Below are 18,023 nucleotides of genomic sequence, written 5' to 3'. Positions count from 1 at the left end.
GTTGGTGATTGCTATGAAAAAAGTAGGGGTAAATATAAATACTTCAAAAGATGAAGATGAAAAAAATTTAAATTTCATAAAAAATATTATAAACAAATATATGGAATGTGAAATAATTGTTTTTAAAGACTCTGAGGGATTAGATTGTCATGAAATTAAGAATTTACAACTTTTAATTTCGTTAGGTGGAGATGGGACAATGTTAAGTACAGCAAGAAAGGTTAGTAAATATGATGTTCCTGTTTTAGGTGTAAACATAGGGACATTAGGTTTTCTAACAGCTGTAGAAATTTCTGATTTTGAAAATGCCGTTAAGGATATTTCAGAAGGAAAATTTTCTATTGAATCTAGAACTATGCTATATTGTAATATATGTAAGGATAAAGAAAAAATAGAATTTAATGCACTAAATGACATAGTAATAACTAAAGGACCCTTAAGTTCAATGATAACTCATGAGATAAAGGTTAATGATAAATTTTATTCTTCATTTATAGCTGATGGTGTAATAATTTCTACGCCAACAGGTTCTACAGCATATGCATTGTCAACAGGGGGACCCATAATATACCCTACTTTAGATGTAATAGAAATAACTCCAATATCTCCACATACTCAAGGAATAAAAACAATGATTTTACCATCAGATGATAGGATAAATATTAGTGTTAAAAATAGAAGTTCAGACATGATTTTAATGGCAGATGGTCAAGAATCTGTTAATATTAATTATGGAGAAGAAATTACTATAACAAAGAATTTTAATTCATGTAAAATTTTAAGAATGGACAATTATGATTATTTTGAAATTTTAAGAAATAAAATATTATGGAGAACTATGGAATGTGTGGGTGATAAATAATGAAATCAGTAAGACATAAAAAAATATTAGAGATTGTAAATTCAAGTGATATAGAAACTCAAGATGAATTAGCAGAAGCACTAAGACAAAATGGATTTGATATAACTCAGGCAACAATATCAAGAGATATAAAGATACTAAAACTAGCTAAAGTTATGGCAGCAAATGGAAGATACAAGTATGTTTCCGTAGAAAAAGATACTATGGATTTTTCTAATAAACTTGTAAAAATTTTTGCAAATACAGTTCTTAATGTGGAATCAGTAGATAATTTTGTAGTAATAAAAACATTATCAGGATCAGGATCAGCAGCAGCAGAAGCTATAGATAGCTTAGGGTTAAAAGAAATTGCAGGAACAATAGCTGGAGACAATACTATCTTTATACTAACTAGAAGCAAGGAAAATTCAAATCAGTTAGTTGATAAAATTAAAGCTATGATAGAATAAAGAGTGGTTAAGGTGGGAAATGTATGTTACTTCAGTTAAATATAAATAATTTTGCCTTAATAGAGAACTTATCTCTTAATTTAGAACAAGGCTTTAGTATACTTTCAGGTGAAACTGGTTCTGGTAAATCAATTTTAATAGATGCAGTTAATTATGTATTGGGCGGAAAGTTTAACAGAGATCTTATAAGAACAGGAGAGTCAAAGACATTTGTTGAAGCTATATTTACATTAGAAAATAAAAAAACAGAGAATATTTTAAAAAAATTAAATATACCATATGAAGATTTAATAATTATTAGCAGAGAGTCATTTCAAAATGGCAAAACAGTGGTGAAAGTTAATGGGAAATCTTTAATGATATCAACTTTAAAAACATTGTCAGAAACTTTACTTGATATACATGGACAACATGAAAATCAAAATCTTTTGGAGAGTAACAATCATATAAATTATTTAGATGATTTTGGATTAGAAGTTTTAAAAGATAGTAAAGATGAGTACACTATTTATTATAATAAATATATTGAAGTGAAAAATAAAATAGAAAAAATAAATGGAAATAGTGATAGAGAAAAACTCATAAGTTATTTAAAATATCAAATAGATGATATAGAAGAAGTTCAACTTAATGAAGAAGAAGAAAAGGAGTTAGAAGAAAGATTTAATATTTTAACTCATTCGGAAAAAATAAGCTTTGTATTAAATAATTCATACAGATTGTTATATGATACAAGGGATGATAGTAGTTCAATATATGACTCGTTGAACACAATAATAAAAGATTTAAGACATATAGAGGAACATATAGATAAGGCAAAAAAAATAGGTGATGCTGTAGAAAATGCTTATTTTATATTGGAAGATGCCATATGTGAAATAAGAGATTTAAAAGATACTGTTGTATATGATGAAGAAGAATTAGAAAGAATTAATAGAAGAATTTATACTATTTCTGATTATAAAAAGAAATATAATAAGAAATCTATTAAAGAGCTAATAGATTACAAGAATGAGCTAATTTCTCAATATGATGAACTAATAAATAGTGAAGAAATCATTAAAGCTTTAGAAAATGAAAAATTAGTATTAGAAGAAAAACTTAAGAAACTAGGTTTGGAATTGCATAAAAAGAGACAAGATTTAAGCAAAAAACTTGAAGAAAACATATATGAAGAATTAAAATATATAGGTCTTGAAAAGAGTACATTTAATATTGAAGTTATAAAAGAAGAAAGTACATTTAAATCAAATGGTTGTTCTAAAGTACAGTTCTTAATTTCTACAAATCCAGGAGAGCCTCTAAAACCTCTAGAGAGAATAGTCTCAGGTGGAGAACTTTCAAGAATAATGCTTGCATTAAAAACTGTATTTGTTGATAAAGATAAGATACCTACAGTCATATTTGATGAAATAGATACAGGAATAAGCGGAAGAATTGCTCAAGCAGTTGCGGAAAAGATGTATTCAATATCAGTACGTCACCAAGTATTTTGTGTAACTCATCTTCCTCAAATTGCAAGTATTTCAGATAATCATTATTTAATCAGCAAAGAGGTAAAAGATAATAAAACTTATACTAAAGTAAAACTTTTGTCATATAATGAGAAAGAAATAGAAATTGCGAGAATGATAGGTGGAGCAGAGGTAACAAACGTAACTTTGCAAAATTCAAAGGAAATAATAAATATGGCCAGTAAGAAAAAAGAAACATTAAAATCTTTTAAAAAAATACATAATTAAAAAAAATACTGGGTAAAATAACCATAAGCTTTAATGCTTATGGTTATTTTTATTTAATAAATAAAAAAATAAAATAAAATCCTTAATTATCTTATTACTTAATGATTTTACTTTAATAACATATGTATTACAGCATAATGACTAGAAAAAAGGGTAATTTAAAAATAGACTTAAAAAAGGAGGTCAGAAAATGAAAAGAAAACAACTATTTAAAACAACACTTATAATGACTCCTATACTAATACTTTTTTTTACCCTTTATTTAGAGGTAAAATCAATACCAACAGAGTTATATGTTAAAAATTTAGATAAAATTAAAATAAATAATTTATTTACAGTAGAAAAAACAACTCCAGTAAACACATCAAATATAGTGAACAGGAAAACTCATGTTAAACTTTTGGGAATGCTGCCAGTAAAAGAGGTAAATGTAAATGAAATTTCTAATTTGGAAGTTTATCCAGGAGGAGTACCTATAGGTATAAAAATGAATACAAAGGGCTTACTTATAATTGCATTTTCAGATATAAAAAATGCTGATAATACAAATATAGATAATCCTGGTGTTTTAGCTGGGTTAAATGTAGGTGATATAATCTTAAAAGCTGATAATGAGCAATTATCTACATCATCAGAGCTTATTAAAATAATAAATGATAAAAAGGGAGAAAGCATAAAACTTTCAATAGATAGATGCGGAGAAATTTTTGAAAAAGAATTGAAACCGGTAAAAATAGATGAAGAAGATAGATATAAAATAGGATTATGGCTAAGGGATTCTACTGCAGGAGTTGGAACATTAACATTTTATGATGAAAATTCAAAACATTACGGAGCATTAGGTCATCCTATAACAGATATAGATACTAATAGCCTGTTAAAAGTAGGAAAAGGAAGTATAGTAGAATCATCCATAATAAGTGTAAAGAAAGGTCAGCGAGGAAATCCTGGAGAATTAAAGGGTATATTTGTAAATGAGAAGAAGGAATTAGGAGATATAAAAAATAATACGGAATGTGGTATATTTGGGATAAGTAATAACAATTTAAAGAATCTTATTAATACAAAGCCAATGAAAATAGCATTGAAAAATGAAATAAAAGAAGGGCCAGCTCAAATAATAACTACTATAGACGAAAATGGGCCTAAATATTATGATATAGTAATAGAAAAACTTTTAAGTCAAGATTCACCAGGAACAAAAAGTATGGTGATTAAAGTAACGGATGCTACTTTGTTAGAGAAAACAGGTGGTATAGTGCAAGGTATGAGTGGTAGTCCAATAATACAAGATAATAAGATTATTGGGGCAGTTACACATGTTCTTATCAATAAACCAGATACTGGTTATGGTATTTATATAGAGTGGATGATAAGAGATTCAAATATTTTATCAAAATAGTGTAGTAATTTTATTGGAAAAAGTGTAATATAATAATATGGGTAGTATAATATGTAATATTGTTTGTACTATTCATATTTTTTTATATTAATTAACAGAAAATAAATTTTTCAGAAGGAATTGGGAAATTTTTATCGAATAATTTAATTGTTAGGATATGGAATAAAATTCAAAAGGGGAGTATTGTGATGGAAAATTCTAAAATAAAGGTACTTATAGCAGATGACAATAAAGAATTCTGCAATATATTGAATGACTATTTAATGAATGAAAGAGACATCGATGTAATAGGAATTGCAAAAGATGGGTTGGAAGCATTACAATTAATAGAAGAAAGAAGTCCAGATTTGGTAGTATTAGATATTATAATGCCACATCTAGATGGATTAGGGGTTTTAGAAAGATTAAATACTATGAATTTAGATCCTATGCCAAGAATAATAGTTTTATCAGCAGTAGGACAAGACAAGATAACTCAAAGGGCAATAACCCTTGGTGCAGATTATTATGTAATAAAGCCTTTTGATATGGAAGTTTTCACTAAGAGAATAAGACAAATGTTTAACAATACTATAACTAACGATGATAATAAGAAAAACATGTCTATGGGAGACAGTTCAACTATGGTTAGACAAGCTGCTAGGAAAGAGCCCATAGATCTTGAATCTGAAATAACAAATATAATACATGAAATAGGGGTTCCAGCTCATATTAAAGGGTATATGTATTTAAGAGAAGCTATAACTATGGTAGTTAATGATATGGAGCTTTTATCAGCTGTTACAAAGGAGCTATATCCTTCTATAGCTAAGAAGTACAATACTACAGCAAGTAGAGTTGAGAGAGCTATAAGACATGCTATAGAGGTAGCGTGGGGACGAGGACAAGTTGAGGCTATAAACAGAATCTTTGGATATACTATACACAATGACAAAGGCAAGCCAACAAACTCAGAATTTATTGCAATGGTAGCTGATAAATTAAGACTTAAGAATAAGGTAAGTTAACACAGAAACTTAAACACCTAAATTTGTAATTATACAAATTTAGGTGTTTTTTATATATTAAATTAGAGTTAAAGTTTAAAAAACTATAAATATGTGCTAAAAAAAATAATAAAATAGCTAAAATTTTGAAAATAATATGGTATTATATAAATACGAAGAAGCAGTCTAATGCTGTTTATATGATATAAAAAACAATTATTGTGTAACTTATATAATATAAATTTAAAAATAATAAAATTATAAAAGTTATATTGAAAGGATGATAAAAATTGGATTTTTTTGAAGAAACTTTAGAGGAAAATAAAATTTTTCAAGGTAAGGTAGTGAACTTAATAACTCAAAAAGTTAAGTTGCCAAATGGGTTAGAGGCAGAAAGAGAGATTATACGTCATCCTGGTGGGGTTGCTATATTAGCCTTTAAAGATGAGGAAACTATACTTCTTGTTGAGCAGTTTAGAAAACCTTTAGATAAGATATTATTGGAAATACCAGCTGGTAAACTTGAAAAAGGTGAAAAGACTGACAAATGTGGAATAAGGGAATTAGAAGAGGAAACAGGCTATAAATGCAATAAATTCACATATCTTGGTAAGATAGTTACAGCTCCAGGATTCTGTGATGAATATATATATCTTTACAAAGCAGAAGATCTTTATAAAGGAATAAAAGGCGGAGATGATGACGAATTTATAAATGTTAAGGAAGTGAAACTTAATAAAATAAAAGAAATGATAAAGAGTGGAGAAATAGAAGACGGAAAAACTATTGCAGCTTTAATGTATATTTAATTAAAAAATCTTTCATATCTCTTTATGATTAATCATAGATATTAAATATGATTTATTGCAGAGAGGAGAAGGATTATGAATCAAAAAGGATTTTTAGTTTCATTAAAAGAGTATTTACATGAAAACAAATGGTTTTATCTTATTTCATTATTATTTTTGTTTACAGGTATAGTTATTGGAATATATGTTATTTTGTATATGGGAGACACATATAAACAAGACATATCTAGCTATTTTTTGAATTTTGCAGATCAATTTAATTCAATAGATATAAATAAAGAAAAAATATTATTAGGTGGACTTAAAAGTAATTTAATAATGATAGGGGCTATAATCATATTAGGTATTATAATAGTTGGTGTACCAATTATATTTATTATTAATATAATTAAAGGGTTTACAATAGGGTTTAGTACAGGAGTTATCATAAACTCTATGGGATTAAAAGGTGGGCTTGTAATACTTGCATCTATAGTTCCACAAAACTTACTATATGTATCCGCTATAATAATAACCTCAGTATTTTCATGTGAAATGGCTTTGAATCGTCTAAAGTCTAGGTTAAACAAAAATTCTTATGGAAATAAACAATGTTTAAGCAATTATATACCCTTATGTATTTGTATTGGAGTAATGTTAATTTTGGGAGCTATAATAGAGGCTTATTTTATACCAACAATACTAAAATACATAATATAGAACATTAGAGAAGGATTTCATTAAATTTTGTCGAAATAGTTTCTTATGATAAAAGTCTAGGCGTTAATAATAAAATAAGGATGTAGGATTTTAAATATGAATGATTTAATACAAAAGTACAAAGTTTATATAGAGAATAAGGGATTATCCAAAAATACCATAGAGGCATATATAAGAGATTTAGATCAATATGTTGAATTTATAACTAATAGAGATGAAGATATAAATTTAGCAGATGAGATAACTATAAATGCATATATACAGAAATTAATGGAAGAAAAAAAGTCTATAGCATCTATAAATAGGAAAATGGCCTCAATAAGAAATTTTTATAAGTATTTAAATCTATATGGTTATACCAAAGAAACTCCTTCATTTGTATATGAACTGCCTAAATCAAAAAAAGAAATTCCAATAACTCTTACAGTTGATGAAATAGATAGATTATTATCTACACCTAATATAGAATGCGATAAGGGAATTAGGGATAGAGCAATGCTTGAAATTATGTATGCCACAGGAATTAAAGTTTCAGAACTTTTAAATTTAAGGTTACTAGATTTAAATTTGAAAATGCAATATATAATATGCAATGGAAGTAAAAAAAGGCAAAGAGTTATTCCATTAGGTTCATTAGCTATAAAATATATGGAACAATATTTAAAAGTAAGAGGAAACCTAGGATATAACAATGAAAATCTACTATTTTTTAACAATAGAGGAAAGAAGATGACAAGACAAGGCTTTTGGAAGATTGTAAAAGAATATGCTAGAGAAGCTAATATAAATAAATCAATAAATTTATATACATTGAGACACTCTTTTGCTGTACATTTATTAGAAAATGGAGCAGATATAAAGTCAGTTCAGGAACTGCTTGGGCATGCAGATTTATCAGCTACTGAAAGATATTCGTATATAACTAAGAAAAATAGGTTAAAAGAAGTATATACAAAAGCACACCCAAGGGCTTAATTAGAGAGGAGAAATAACTATGGCTAAAAAAACAATATTAATAGTATTAGACAGTGTAGGAGTTGGTGAATTACCAGATGCTAATCTATATCATGATGAAGGAAGTAATACTTTAGCAAATACATGGAAAGCAAATGGTGGATTAAATATTGAAAACCTTAAGAATTTTGGAATAGGAAATATAAAGGGATTAGAAAAGTTAAATATAGATACTAAAAAACCAATGGCTTCTTTCGGAAGAGCTATGGAAGCTTCAAAGGGAAAAGATACAGTAACAGGTCATTGGGAAATTGCAGGGGTAATATTAGATAAACCTTTAAATACGTATCCACAAGGTTTTCCTAAAGAAATAATGGAAGAATTTGAAGAAAAGATAGGAAGAAAGACTTTAGGTAACATCGTTGCATCAGGAACTCAAATAATAGAAGATTTGGGAGATGAACATGTTAAAACTGGATATCCAATAATTTATACTTCAGCAGATAGTGTTTTTCAAATAGCTGCCCATGAAGAAGTTATACCACTAGAAGAATTATATAAAATGTGTGAAATAGCAAGAGGATTATTAGTTGGTGAAAAGGCTGTTGGAAGAGTTATAGCAAGACCTTTTCTTGGTGAAAATGGCAAGTATACAAGAACATCTAATAGACATGATTATGCTTTAGATCCTTTTAATAAGACTATATTAGAATACATAAAAGAAAACAATATAAAAGTTAAAGCAGTAGGAAAAATTGAAGATATATATAATAAAAATGGTGTTACAGATGCTATTCATACAAAAAACAATATGGATGGAGTAGATAAAACTCTAGAATATATGAATGAAAATGAAGATGCATTTATATTTACAAACCTTGTTGATTTTGATATGTTATATGGACATAGAAATAATCCAGAAGGATATGGTAAAGCACTAGAAGATTTTGATAATAGATTAAATGAAATAATAGGTAAAATGAATGATGAAGATATGCTTATTTTGACAGCAGATCATGGATGTGATCCAACTACAGAAAGCACAGACCATTCAAGAGAATATATTCCAATATTAGTTTATGGAAAAAATCTTAAAAGTGGTGTTGATATAGGAACAAGAAAATGTTTCTGTGATATAGGAAAAACTATATTAGACTTCTTTAATATAGATAATGATTTAAATGGAGAAAGTTTTTACAACAAAATTAAATAATATATATTACACAGATATTTAGGAGGAAAAGCAGAATGGATTTAAAAAAGTTATATGAAAGTGTTGATTTTATTAAGGGAAAAATAAAGGATATGCCTGAGATAGGTCTTATATTAGGATCAGGTCTTGGAGATATGGCAAATGATATTGAAAATAAGGTTATAGTAAAATATTCAGAGGTTCCTAATCTACCAGTATCTACAGTAAAGGGTCATGCAGGACAATTTGTTTTTGGTGAATACAATGGTAAGAAAGTAGTAATGATGCAAGGAAGATTCCATTATTATGAAGGAAATAGAATGGATGAATTAGTGCTTCCAGTATATATAATGAAAAAACTTGGAGTAGAAAATATAATTGTTACTAATGCAGCTGGCGGAGTAAATGAAAGCTTTGTTCCAGGAGATTTAATGATTATAGAAGATCATATAAACTTTTCAGGATTTAACCCATTAATAGGTGAAAATTATGAAGAAATAGGAGCAAGATTCCCAGATATGTCTGAGGGATATAACAAGGAATTAAGAAAAGTAGCTTTTGAAGTAGCTGAAAAACTAAATATAAATGTAAAAAAAGGTGTTTATATAATGGCAACAGGACCATCTTATGAAACACCAGCAGAAATAAGAATGATGAGAAATTTAGGTGGAGATGCAGTTGGAATGTCAACAGTTCCAGAAGTTATAGCAGCTAATCATTGTGGAATGAAAGTTTTAGGTATTTCATGTATAACAAATATGGCAGCAGGTATTTTAGATCAGCCATTGAATCATGAAGAAGTAATAGAGACTTCTAATAAAGTTAAAAATGAGTTTATATCATTAGTAGGGGAAATATTAAAAAACATAAAATAATATAAAGGCAGGTAAACTCTATGAGAATGTATGACTTAATATTAAGAAAAAGAAACGGTGAGGAATTGACTACAGAAGAGATAAACTTTTTTGTTAATGGATACACAAAGGGAGAAATTCCGGATTATCAAGTATCCGCTTTATTAATGTCAATATTCTTCAAAAAAATGAATAGTAGAGAAACAGCAGATTTAACTATGGCTATGGTTAATTCTGGAGATATATTAGATTTATCTATGATAGATGGTGTAAAAGTAGATAAACATAGTACAGGTGGAGTTGGGGATAGTACAACATTAGTATTAACACCTATGGTTGCTTCCCTTGGAATTCCAGTAGCTAAAATGTCAGGAAGAGGATTGGGTCATACTGGTGGAACAATAGATAAGTTAGAATCCTTTAAAGGATTTTCAGTTGAGATGCCAAAAGAAAAATTTATGAATAATGTAAATACAATAAAGATAGCTTTAGCAGGTCAAACTGGAGATTTAGCACCGGCTGATAAAAAGTTATATGCTTTAAGAGATGTTACAGGAACAGTAGACAATGTTTCTTTAATAGCATCTAGTATAATGAGTAAAAAAATAGCTGCAGGAGCAGATTCTATAGTATTAGACGTAAAAGTTGGAGATGGAGCTTTTATGAAAACTAAAGAGGCTGCGTTTGAATTAGCTCATGAGATGGTTGAAATAGGAAAGAATGTAGGAAGAAACACTATTGCAGTTATTTCTGATATGGACCAACCTCTAGGATTAGCTATAGGTAATATATTAGAGGTAGAAGAAGCTATAAACACTTTAAAAGGTCAAGGGCCTGAAGATTTATTGGAGCTTTGTTTAACTCTAGGAAGTCAAATGGTAATTTTAGCAGGTAAAGCTAAAAATCCAGAGGAAGCTAGAGATATGCTTTTAAATACAATAAAATCAGGAGAAGCCTTAGAGAAGTTTAAAGAATTTATAAAAGCTCAAGGTGGAGAAACTGATGTAATAGATGATACTAATAAATTTGAGAAAGCTAAATATATTGTTCCAGTGAAAGCTGAAAATTCTGGAGTAGTTGAAAGAATAAATTCTCAGAAAATAGGCCTTATTGCTATGGAACTTGGAGCAGGAAGAGCTACAAAAGAAAGCATAATAGATTTAGCAGTAGGAATTGTGTTAAATAAAAAAAGAGGAGATCATGTTGAAGAAGGTGACATAATTGCTTATATACATTCAAATGATGAAACAAAAGCAGAAAAAGCTAAAAATGATATATTAGATAATTATGTTATTACTAAAGAATATAATAATGAGATTCCTCTTATATATGGTATTGTTAGATAGTATTTTATATAAGGCACATTCGACTTGTTGTTTTCTTTCATGTGCCTAAAGTGATTATTAGGTTCACATGGAATTTAATTAGATAATAAAGAAGTTATTACAATGTTTAAAGTATATTGTAATAACTTCTTTTTATTTTTTATGAAATTATGAGGTTATTCTTAGTTTCAGATGGAGTTTGCTTAAGAAAAGTACATCGTTTCAACTAAAGATTAGAGGAACTTATTTAGGGTCGTGATGGTACTTATATCCTAAAGAGCACACATCTATAGCTTGTAGAAGATTGGAGTGTTAGTGATACGTAATTTTTAAGTGCCAGCTAGTTTGCGTTGATTAGACATCACTTTTCGGTTTAAATTAATTCTCTTGTGTAGAGAATTATAGAAATTTTAAGTTGAAAAATTAAAGCTTTAATCAAAGATAAGTTAAAATGGGTATAATGTAAATATAATAATGAAATTTGTCATAATTTAATGAAAAATGGAAAAGATATATTTGAGAGGAGTGTATGATATGAAAGAATGTTTTAAAAGAAAAATTTCATTATTTTTAGTAGTAATTTTCATTATTTCATTAATAACTGGTGTTAAAGTAAATGCAGAGGAAAATAAAGGATTAGATGTTGAGGCTAGATCCGCTTTATTAATTGAACCTATTAGTGGAAATATACTTTATGAAAAAAATTCACATGAAAAATTTGCACCTGCATCTGTAACTAAAATAATGACTATGTTATTAACAATGGAAGCAGTAGATAGTGGCAAAATAAAATTAGAGGATAAGGTAACATGCAGTGAAAATGCAAAAAAAATGGGTGGTAGCACTATGTTACTTGATATTGGGGAAATAAGAACTGTAGAGGAACTGTTAAAAGGTGTTGGTATAGCTTCTGGAAATGATGCTGCAGTAGCTTTAGCAGAATATTTAGGTGGAAGTGAAGAAGCATTTGTTCAAATAATGAATAAACGTTGTGAAGAACTAGGAATGAAGGATACAATTTTTAAGAATTGTAATGGACTTCCAGCATCAGGACATGTAAGTACAGCTTATGATATAGGAATTATGTCTATGGAATTGCTTAAACATCCTACAATATTAAAATATACAGGTACATATATGGAAACCATATCTGAAGGAAGAAAAAGTCCAATAGAGTTGGTGAATCATAACAAGCTAGTAAGATTTTTTAAGGGCTGTGATGGATTAAAAACAGGATATACAGAAGAAGCTAAATATTGTATATCAGCCACTGCTGTAAGAGATAATGTAAGAATGTTAAGCGTAATTATGGGAGCACCAACATATAAAATAAGAAATAGAGATGCGAGCATGTTATTAAACCATGGTTTCTCTAAGTTTTATAGCAAAAAGTTAGCTACTAAGGATGAGGAAGTAGAAAAAGTTGTATTAGATAAAAGCGGAGAAAAATTCTTCATGGCTAAAGCTAATGGAGATTTAAATGTAACTTTAGAAAAAGGCAAAGAAGAAGAAGTAACTTCAAAAATAGAACTTAATGCTGATAGAAAATCCTATAAAGAAGGAGAAACAGTAGGCTCATGTAAGTTTTATATAGGAGATAAAGAAGTTGGGCAAGTTGAAATATATACTGATAGAGATATTAAAAAGGGCGGAGTTATAGATAATCTAAAGTATAACATAAAAAATATGTTTAACAATTAAATAAATATAATGTCTTTTTAACAATTTGTAATAAAAAACCTTTCTAAAGCATAATTAAAATGCTCTGGAAAGGTTTTTTATTGTTGATAACTAAATGTTATATTGATATTATATTTATGTAGCTAATATATATTAGGAGAGATAAAATAAATGCAACATCTAAACATAAAAATATCTAATTTCGAGGGGCCATTTGATTTATTATTACATCTCATAAAGAAAAATGAAATGGATATTTATAATATAAAAATATATGATATAACCAACCAATATTTACAATACATAGATGGAATGAAAGAATTAGATCTTGAAATTACTTCTGAGTTTATAGTAATGGCAGCTACTCTTTTAGAAATTAAATCTAAAACATTACTTCCTAAAGAAAAGAAAGAAGATGATGAGGAAGATGAAGAAGATTTAAAAAAAATACTTATGAATAAACTTATAGAATATAAGAAATTTAAAAAAGCTGCAGAGTATTTAGGAATAAAAAAAGGAGATGCTGGATTTATTTTTTCTAAAAAGCCAGAAATCATAGAAGATAAGAAGATTTTAACCAACGAAGAACTACTTAAAAATGTAACCATGCTTAAGTTATATAATTTATATAATGAATTAATAAATAGATATAATAATAAAAAAAATACTTCGAATGTTATATCAAGGGAAATTCCAGTTGATAAATATAAAATTGAAGATAAAATGAAAGAGATAAAAGAAAAGCTATATAGGACAGGCAGTACTAAGTTTTCAGATATTATGATGGAATGTGAGTGTAAGATTGAAATAGTTGTAACATTCTTGGCAATATTAGAGCTTATAAAAGACAGAATTATAAAAGTTGTACAAGAAGGGAACTTCCAAAAAATATACATTGAAGGGGTTTGGGAAGAAGATGAAAATTAAAGACAAGCAGTGCGAATTTGAAAGTTTATCAAGAAAAAAAGTATATATATCAGCAGTTGAATCATTACTGTTTGTAAGTGGAGAACCTATGAAGCTTAAGGATATTTCTAACATAATAGAATGTAGTACTTCTTATACTAAAGAAGTACTAGAAGAATTAAGTGTAGAATATAGTAAAGAAAAAAGGGGAATTAAACTAATACATATAAATGGCTCTTATCAACTTGTTACAAAGCCAGAAAATAGTCAATTTATACAAAAGATTTTAAAAACTAATGTAAGACAATCACTATCTCAAGCTGCACTAGAGACATTAGCTATAGTAGCATATAAACAACCTATTACAAGAATTGATATTGATGAAATAAGGGGAGTTAAAAGCGAAAGTGCAGTACAAAAGCTTATAGAAAGACAATTAATCAAGGAATGTGGAAGGCTAGATGTTATAGGAAGACCAATATTATATGGAACAACTAAAGAATTTTTAAAACAATTTGATATGGAAACATTAAATGAACTTCCTAATATAGATAATTTAATAGATGAAAATATAAGTTTAGAATTAGAAGATGATATTAAAGACATAGAGATTATTGAGGAATCTTCAAAAAAATAATAGACCAGTATTGTCGTCTATTTGGCATAATACCTAATCGTCAAAAGTCACACATAGCACTACTATGAGTAACTTTTAACTATTTGTCTTATACCAAATATACTTGTAATCTGTTGCCTATTATTTTTTAGATGCCTAACAAAGAAAAAGAACAGTAATTACTGTTCTTTTTCTTTTGCGTTTTTATTAAATATGGATGATACCATATCAATAACTTGAGGTACGGAATCTACAATTTTATCATAAGTATTGTCTGCATCAACAGAAAGCATTCGTATTGAATCTTTGCCTATAACTAAAAAGCCCACTGGTTTTACAGTTACGCCAGCTCCAGATCCTCCACCAAATGGTACTTTTAGGTTGCCTAGATTATTAGAAGAATTATGTTTTGTTAAAAATTCACTACCACCAGATGCAAATCCAAAGGAAACCTTTGAAATAGGTACAATAGTTGTACCTTCACCAGTTACTACAGGCTCGCCAACTATAGTATTAACATCTATCATATCTTTGATGTTTTCCATAGTACATTTCATTAAATTTTCAATAGGATGATTTTCCATAAGTTATGCCTCCTTAAATTTATTAGATTTTATTTTATTAAATTTATTATGCATAAGAAAAATAGAAATAATAGCTCCTATATATATAATGTTTGCAATACTTGCATAAATTATACTTTTAATTTCAACATTTAAGATTTTTTGGTTAAAATGAGGAGTTATTATAAAATTATAATCCTTTATGTTAAAGAATGAATTGAGTATTGCATAGATAATAGGAGAAAAATTATATAAACTTCCATATAGTAAAGCTAAAGTACAAGAATCTTCTAGTCCTAAGTGTAAAGATAGATAGTGTTTAATAGAAGGTTTAAACTTATTTGAAGAAATTCTTTGGAATATTTCTTGTATTTCAGGCAAAGATATATTTGAAGTATTTTTTCTTTTACTATTTTTATTTTTAATATTCTTAGAAACTTTAGGTTTATTTAATGTATCAAATAAAGTAAAGTTATATAATTTTATAACAATATGAGTATTTTCTATAAGAATTTTAAAGCTAATTGGAATCTTTAAAAATATTATTAAAGAAATTATGGAAATAACAACTAAAAAAACCATACTTATACCTCCAGTTATATTATTGACTTATAAATTTTGAAATATACTAATAATAAGGAGAAGATAACAATGAAAAGAATAATTTCTATGATGGTTACTATTTTCATAGTTATAAATTTACTCACTTTAAATTGTGTTGCAGATGAAAAAAAAGAAAAACAATTTGATGTAAGTGCACATTATGCTATAGCTATAGATAGTAAGACGAGAAGAGTATTGTATGAAAAAAAGGGAACAGCAATTGTTCCAATGGCTAGTACTACCAAAATAATAACATCTTTAGTAGCAATAAAATATGGAGATTTAGATAAGGAATTTGAGATAAGTAAAAATGCAGCATCAGTTAGAGGTTCAACGGTTGGATATAAAAAAGGTGAAAAAGTAACTTTAAGAGAACTCTTGGTTGGGTTAATGTTTAAATCAGGAAATGATGCAGCTATTGCAATAGCTGAAGGAGTAAGTGGAAGTGTAGAGGAGTATTGTAAAGTTATGAATGAGTATGCCATAGAGATTGGACTTATGGATTCTAACTTTGAATCTCCACATGGACTAGATAGCAATAGGCATTACTCAACTGCATATGATCTAGCTATGGCAACTGCTAAAGCTAAAGAGGATAAATTTTTTAATGACATTGTTGGAAAAAAAGAAATACCTCAAGGAGAATATAACTTTACTAGAAGTTATAACAATATAAATAAAATATTATGGCAAATACCAGGAGCTAATGGTGTTAAAACAGGGTATACAGGAGGAGCCGGTAAATGTCTTGTAACATCAGTTAAAAATGGACCTAGTGATGTAATAATAGTTGTATTAAATTGTCCAGAAAGATGGAAGGAAACAAGCAAAATTTTTAATTATGTACAAGATAAATATGAATATAAAAATATAAAAGATTTAAATAATATGGATGAAGAAAGTGATATGAATATATTTAATGAGGATATATTTGTACCAATAAAGAAGGGGTCAAACTCAATGTTTAAATTAGAAGTTAATGATAAAACTTCTGACAATGGAATAGTAGGAGAAATAAAAGTTTTTGAAGACGAAAATATAATTTATAAGCATGAAATTTATAAATAGTGTTGCTTATGTAGTGGGGAAAATCAAATTTAAAATAATAAAGGCTATGAAATTGTTTGTAATAATTTCATAGCCTTTAAATTTTAATATTTTAAAGATGAAAGTTGAACTTCTCTAGAAGATTTTTTGGAAGGAGAGATTCCTTTAGTTATAAATTTAAGCAGATCACTTTTATCTATTAAATACTTATTTATTATTAATGAAGATGTTAATCCAATTATTAAAAATGATACAGGTCCAACAAAATAACGTTGTACAAAGAAAGAACCTATAGGGTTATGGAGATACATTATAACTAATGAATTTTTACCAATATAACTTAAATTTTTATATTTACCCCAAAGAGTTATTCTATAGCTTAAACTTAAAATTAAAATAATAAATAGAAGTGGAACCACTAAGTCAAGTACAGGTTCCTTGTAATAAGAAAATTTCATATTCAAATAGTAGTAAAATTCCATTTCCCAATTTAAATAAGTGAAAATTAATACTCCTAAGATAGATAGAAATAAAGTAATTTTGCTTTCTACAAATGATATTATAGGTTTAGCGTAATATCCAATTATATAATAAGGGAGGGACATGAATATAACATCAAAATCCCATAATTTATAATTATCTAATGTAATATCTACAATATGCTCTGGAATATTATTAATAGAATATCTATGAGCCATTAAATAACTAATAACACCAATTAAAATGATAAAAAAGTTATTAAAATTCTTTTTAAGAAAATCAAATATAAGTTTTGTAAAAAATAATACTGGAATAAACCAAAATACTCCACCCGTTGCCTTACCACTATATAGATGCTTTGAAAAGTATGAAATAAAATTACTTAAAGATAGAGTTTCAGGAGATGTTAAAAAACAAAGAAGTATATCTACAAAAGAAAATGCCATATAAGGCAAGAAAAATTTTGTAAATTGAGTTTTGAAATCAAAATTATTTTTATATAATAAACCGCTTATAAAAAAGAATGCAGGCATATGAAACCAGTACATGTATTGTGCAAGTTCTGTTGGTGCATGAGATATTATTACAGTTAATATAAGGATACCTTTAGCGACATCAATATAATTTAATCTTTTGTTTGTGTGACCCAAATTTGCACCTCCTAAATTTATATGTTTAAATTTTACATTTAATGATAAATCTAACCATTAAATATAGTGTTTAATACTTTATATTATAACAATTTATCATTAATATTTAAATTGATAATAAGAAAACTTTTTATTAAATATTTTGTCGAAAACTTTTAAAGGATTGTTTAAATAGTATTAAATACAATTAATTATTTTAAAATA

General features: G+C 27.4%; 18 protein-coding genes. 15 read left to right on the top strand and 3 right to left on the bottom strand.

The annotated features are described in order from the left end of the window. Positions 1-13 precede the first annotated feature (13 nt). The 14 genes from BM119_RS04065 (at position 14) to scpB (ending at position 14,497) form a co-directional block, all read left to right on the top strand. On the top strand, positions 14-862 hold the full coding sequence (locus tag BM119_RS04065) for an NAD(+)/NADH kinase (RefSeq protein ID WP_090039140.1): 849 nt from the start codon (positions 14-16) through the stop codon (positions 860-862). Beyond that, positions 862-1,311, top strand: a complete 450-nt coding sequence (locus BM119_RS04060; protein ID WP_090039138.1) for an arginine repressor — start codon at positions 862-864, stop codon at positions 1,309-1,311. Before BM119_RS04065 ends, BM119_RS04060 begins: the two co-directional genes overlap by 1 nt. A gap of 23 nt (positions 1,312-1,334) precedes the next feature. Then, a complete protein-coding gene (recN, locus tag BM119_RS04055) occupies positions 1,335-3,053 on the top strand; it encodes a DNA repair protein RecN (protein ID WP_090039137.1) in 1,719 nt (572 codons plus the stop codon). 190 nt (positions 3,054-3,243) lie between these two features. Next, complete coding sequence (spoIVB, locus tag BM119_RS04050; protein ID WP_090039135.1) at positions 3,244-4,455, top strand: SpoIVB peptidase; 1,212 nt, start codon at positions 3,244-3,246, stop codon at positions 4,453-4,455. 188 nt (positions 4,456-4,643) lie between these two features. Next, entirely contained in the window at positions 4,644-5,462 is an 819-nt protein-coding gene (gene spo0A / locus BM119_RS04045) for a sporulation transcription factor Spo0A (protein WP_090039134.1), read from the top strand. 269 nt (positions 5,463-5,731) lie between these two features. Next, entirely contained in the window at positions 5,732-6,250 is a 519-nt protein-coding gene (locus BM119_RS04040; RefSeq protein WP_090039132.1) for an NUDIX hydrolase, read from the top strand. Positions 6,251-6,325: 75 nt separating this feature from the next. Then, positions 6,326-6,949 carry a stage II sporulation protein M gene (gene spoIIM / locus BM119_RS04035; protein ID WP_090039130.1) on the top strand — a complete coding sequence of 208 codons (624 nt, stop codon included), beginning with the start codon at positions 6,326-6,328 and terminating at the stop codon, positions 6,947-6,949. Positions 6,950-7,045: 96 nt separating this feature from the next. Then, entirely contained in the window at positions 7,046-7,924 is an 879-nt protein-coding gene (gene xerD, locus BM119_RS04030) for a site-specific tyrosine recombinase XerD (protein ID WP_090039129.1), read from the top strand. A gap of 19 nt (positions 7,925-7,943) precedes the next feature. Further along, positions 7,944-9,116: a phosphopentomutase gene (locus BM119_RS04025; RefSeq protein WP_090039127.1), complete on the top strand. Its 1,173-nt coding sequence runs from the start codon at positions 7,944-7,946 to the stop codon at positions 9,114-9,116. 35 nt (positions 9,117-9,151) lie between these two features. Continuing rightward, positions 9,152-9,970 carry a purine-nucleoside phosphorylase gene (locus tag BM119_RS04020; protein ID WP_090039126.1) on the top strand — a complete coding sequence of 273 codons (819 nt, stop codon included), beginning with the start codon at positions 9,152-9,154 and terminating at the stop codon, positions 9,968-9,970. 20 nt (positions 9,971-9,990) lie between these two features. Continuing rightward, positions 9,991-11,295 (top strand): pyrimidine-nucleoside phosphorylase, encoded by a 1,305-nt coding sequence (locus BM119_RS04015; protein WP_090039124.1) that lies wholly within the window; start codon positions 9,991-9,993, stop codon positions 11,293-11,295. A gap of 513 nt (positions 11,296-11,808) precedes the next feature. Then, on the top strand, positions 11,809-12,975 hold the full coding sequence (locus BM119_RS04010) for a D-alanyl-D-alanine carboxypeptidase family protein (RefSeq protein ID WP_090039122.1): 1,167 nt from the start codon (positions 11,809-11,811) through the stop codon (positions 12,973-12,975). A 150-nt stretch (positions 12,976-13,125) separates the two neighbouring features. Beyond that, positions 13,126-13,881, top strand: coding sequence for a segregation/condensation protein A (locus BM119_RS04005; protein ID WP_090039121.1), 756 nt, complete (start codon positions 13,126-13,128; stop codon positions 13,879-13,881). Continuing rightward, positions 13,871-14,497, top strand: a complete 627-nt coding sequence (scpB, locus tag BM119_RS04000; RefSeq protein ID WP_090039118.1) for an SMC-Scp complex subunit ScpB — start codon at positions 13,871-13,873, stop codon at positions 14,495-14,497. Before BM119_RS04005 ends, scpB begins: the two co-directional genes overlap by 11 nt. A gap of 158 nt (positions 14,498-14,655) precedes the next feature. On the opposite strand, the gene ytfJ is transcribed toward scpB, so the two are convergent. Both ytfJ and BM119_RS03990 read right to left on the bottom strand, forming a co-directional pair. Further along, on the bottom strand, positions 14,656-15,060 hold the full coding sequence (gene ytfJ / locus BM119_RS03995; RefSeq protein ID WP_090039117.1) for a GerW family sporulation protein: 405 nt from the start codon (positions 15,058-15,060) through the stop codon (positions 14,656-14,658). A gap of 3 nt (positions 15,061-15,063) precedes the next feature. Then, positions 15,064-15,621, bottom strand: a complete 558-nt coding sequence (locus tag BM119_RS03990) for a DUF2953 domain-containing protein (protein ID WP_090039115.1) — start codon at positions 15,619-15,621, stop codon at positions 15,064-15,066. Between the two features lie 69 nt (positions 15,622-15,690). Here BM119_RS03990 and BM119_RS03985 point away from each other — a divergent pair, with 69 nt between their 5' ends. Beyond that, positions 15,691-16,710: a D-alanyl-D-alanine carboxypeptidase family protein gene (locus BM119_RS03985; RefSeq protein ID WP_090039113.1), complete on the top strand. Its 1,020-nt coding sequence runs from the start codon at positions 15,691-15,693 to the stop codon at positions 16,708-16,710. Positions 16,711-16,793: 83 nt separating this feature from the next. On the opposite strand, the gene BM119_RS03980 is transcribed toward BM119_RS03985, so the two are convergent. After that, a complete protein-coding gene (locus BM119_RS03980; RefSeq protein ID WP_177199306.1) occupies positions 16,794-17,819 on the bottom strand; it encodes an acyltransferase family protein in 1,026 nt (341 codons plus the stop codon). Between the last annotated feature and the right edge of the window lie 204 nt (positions 17,820-18,023).

The sequence above is a fragment of the Clostridium frigidicarnis genome (assembly GCF_900111985.1).
In the GTDB taxonomy this organism is placed as follows: Bacteria; Bacillota; Clostridia; order Clostridiales; family Clostridiaceae; genus Clostridium_Z; species Clostridium_Z frigidicarnis.
Note: the sequence above shows the minus strand (reverse complement) of the source record. Positions and strands in the feature narration are given on the sequence as shown.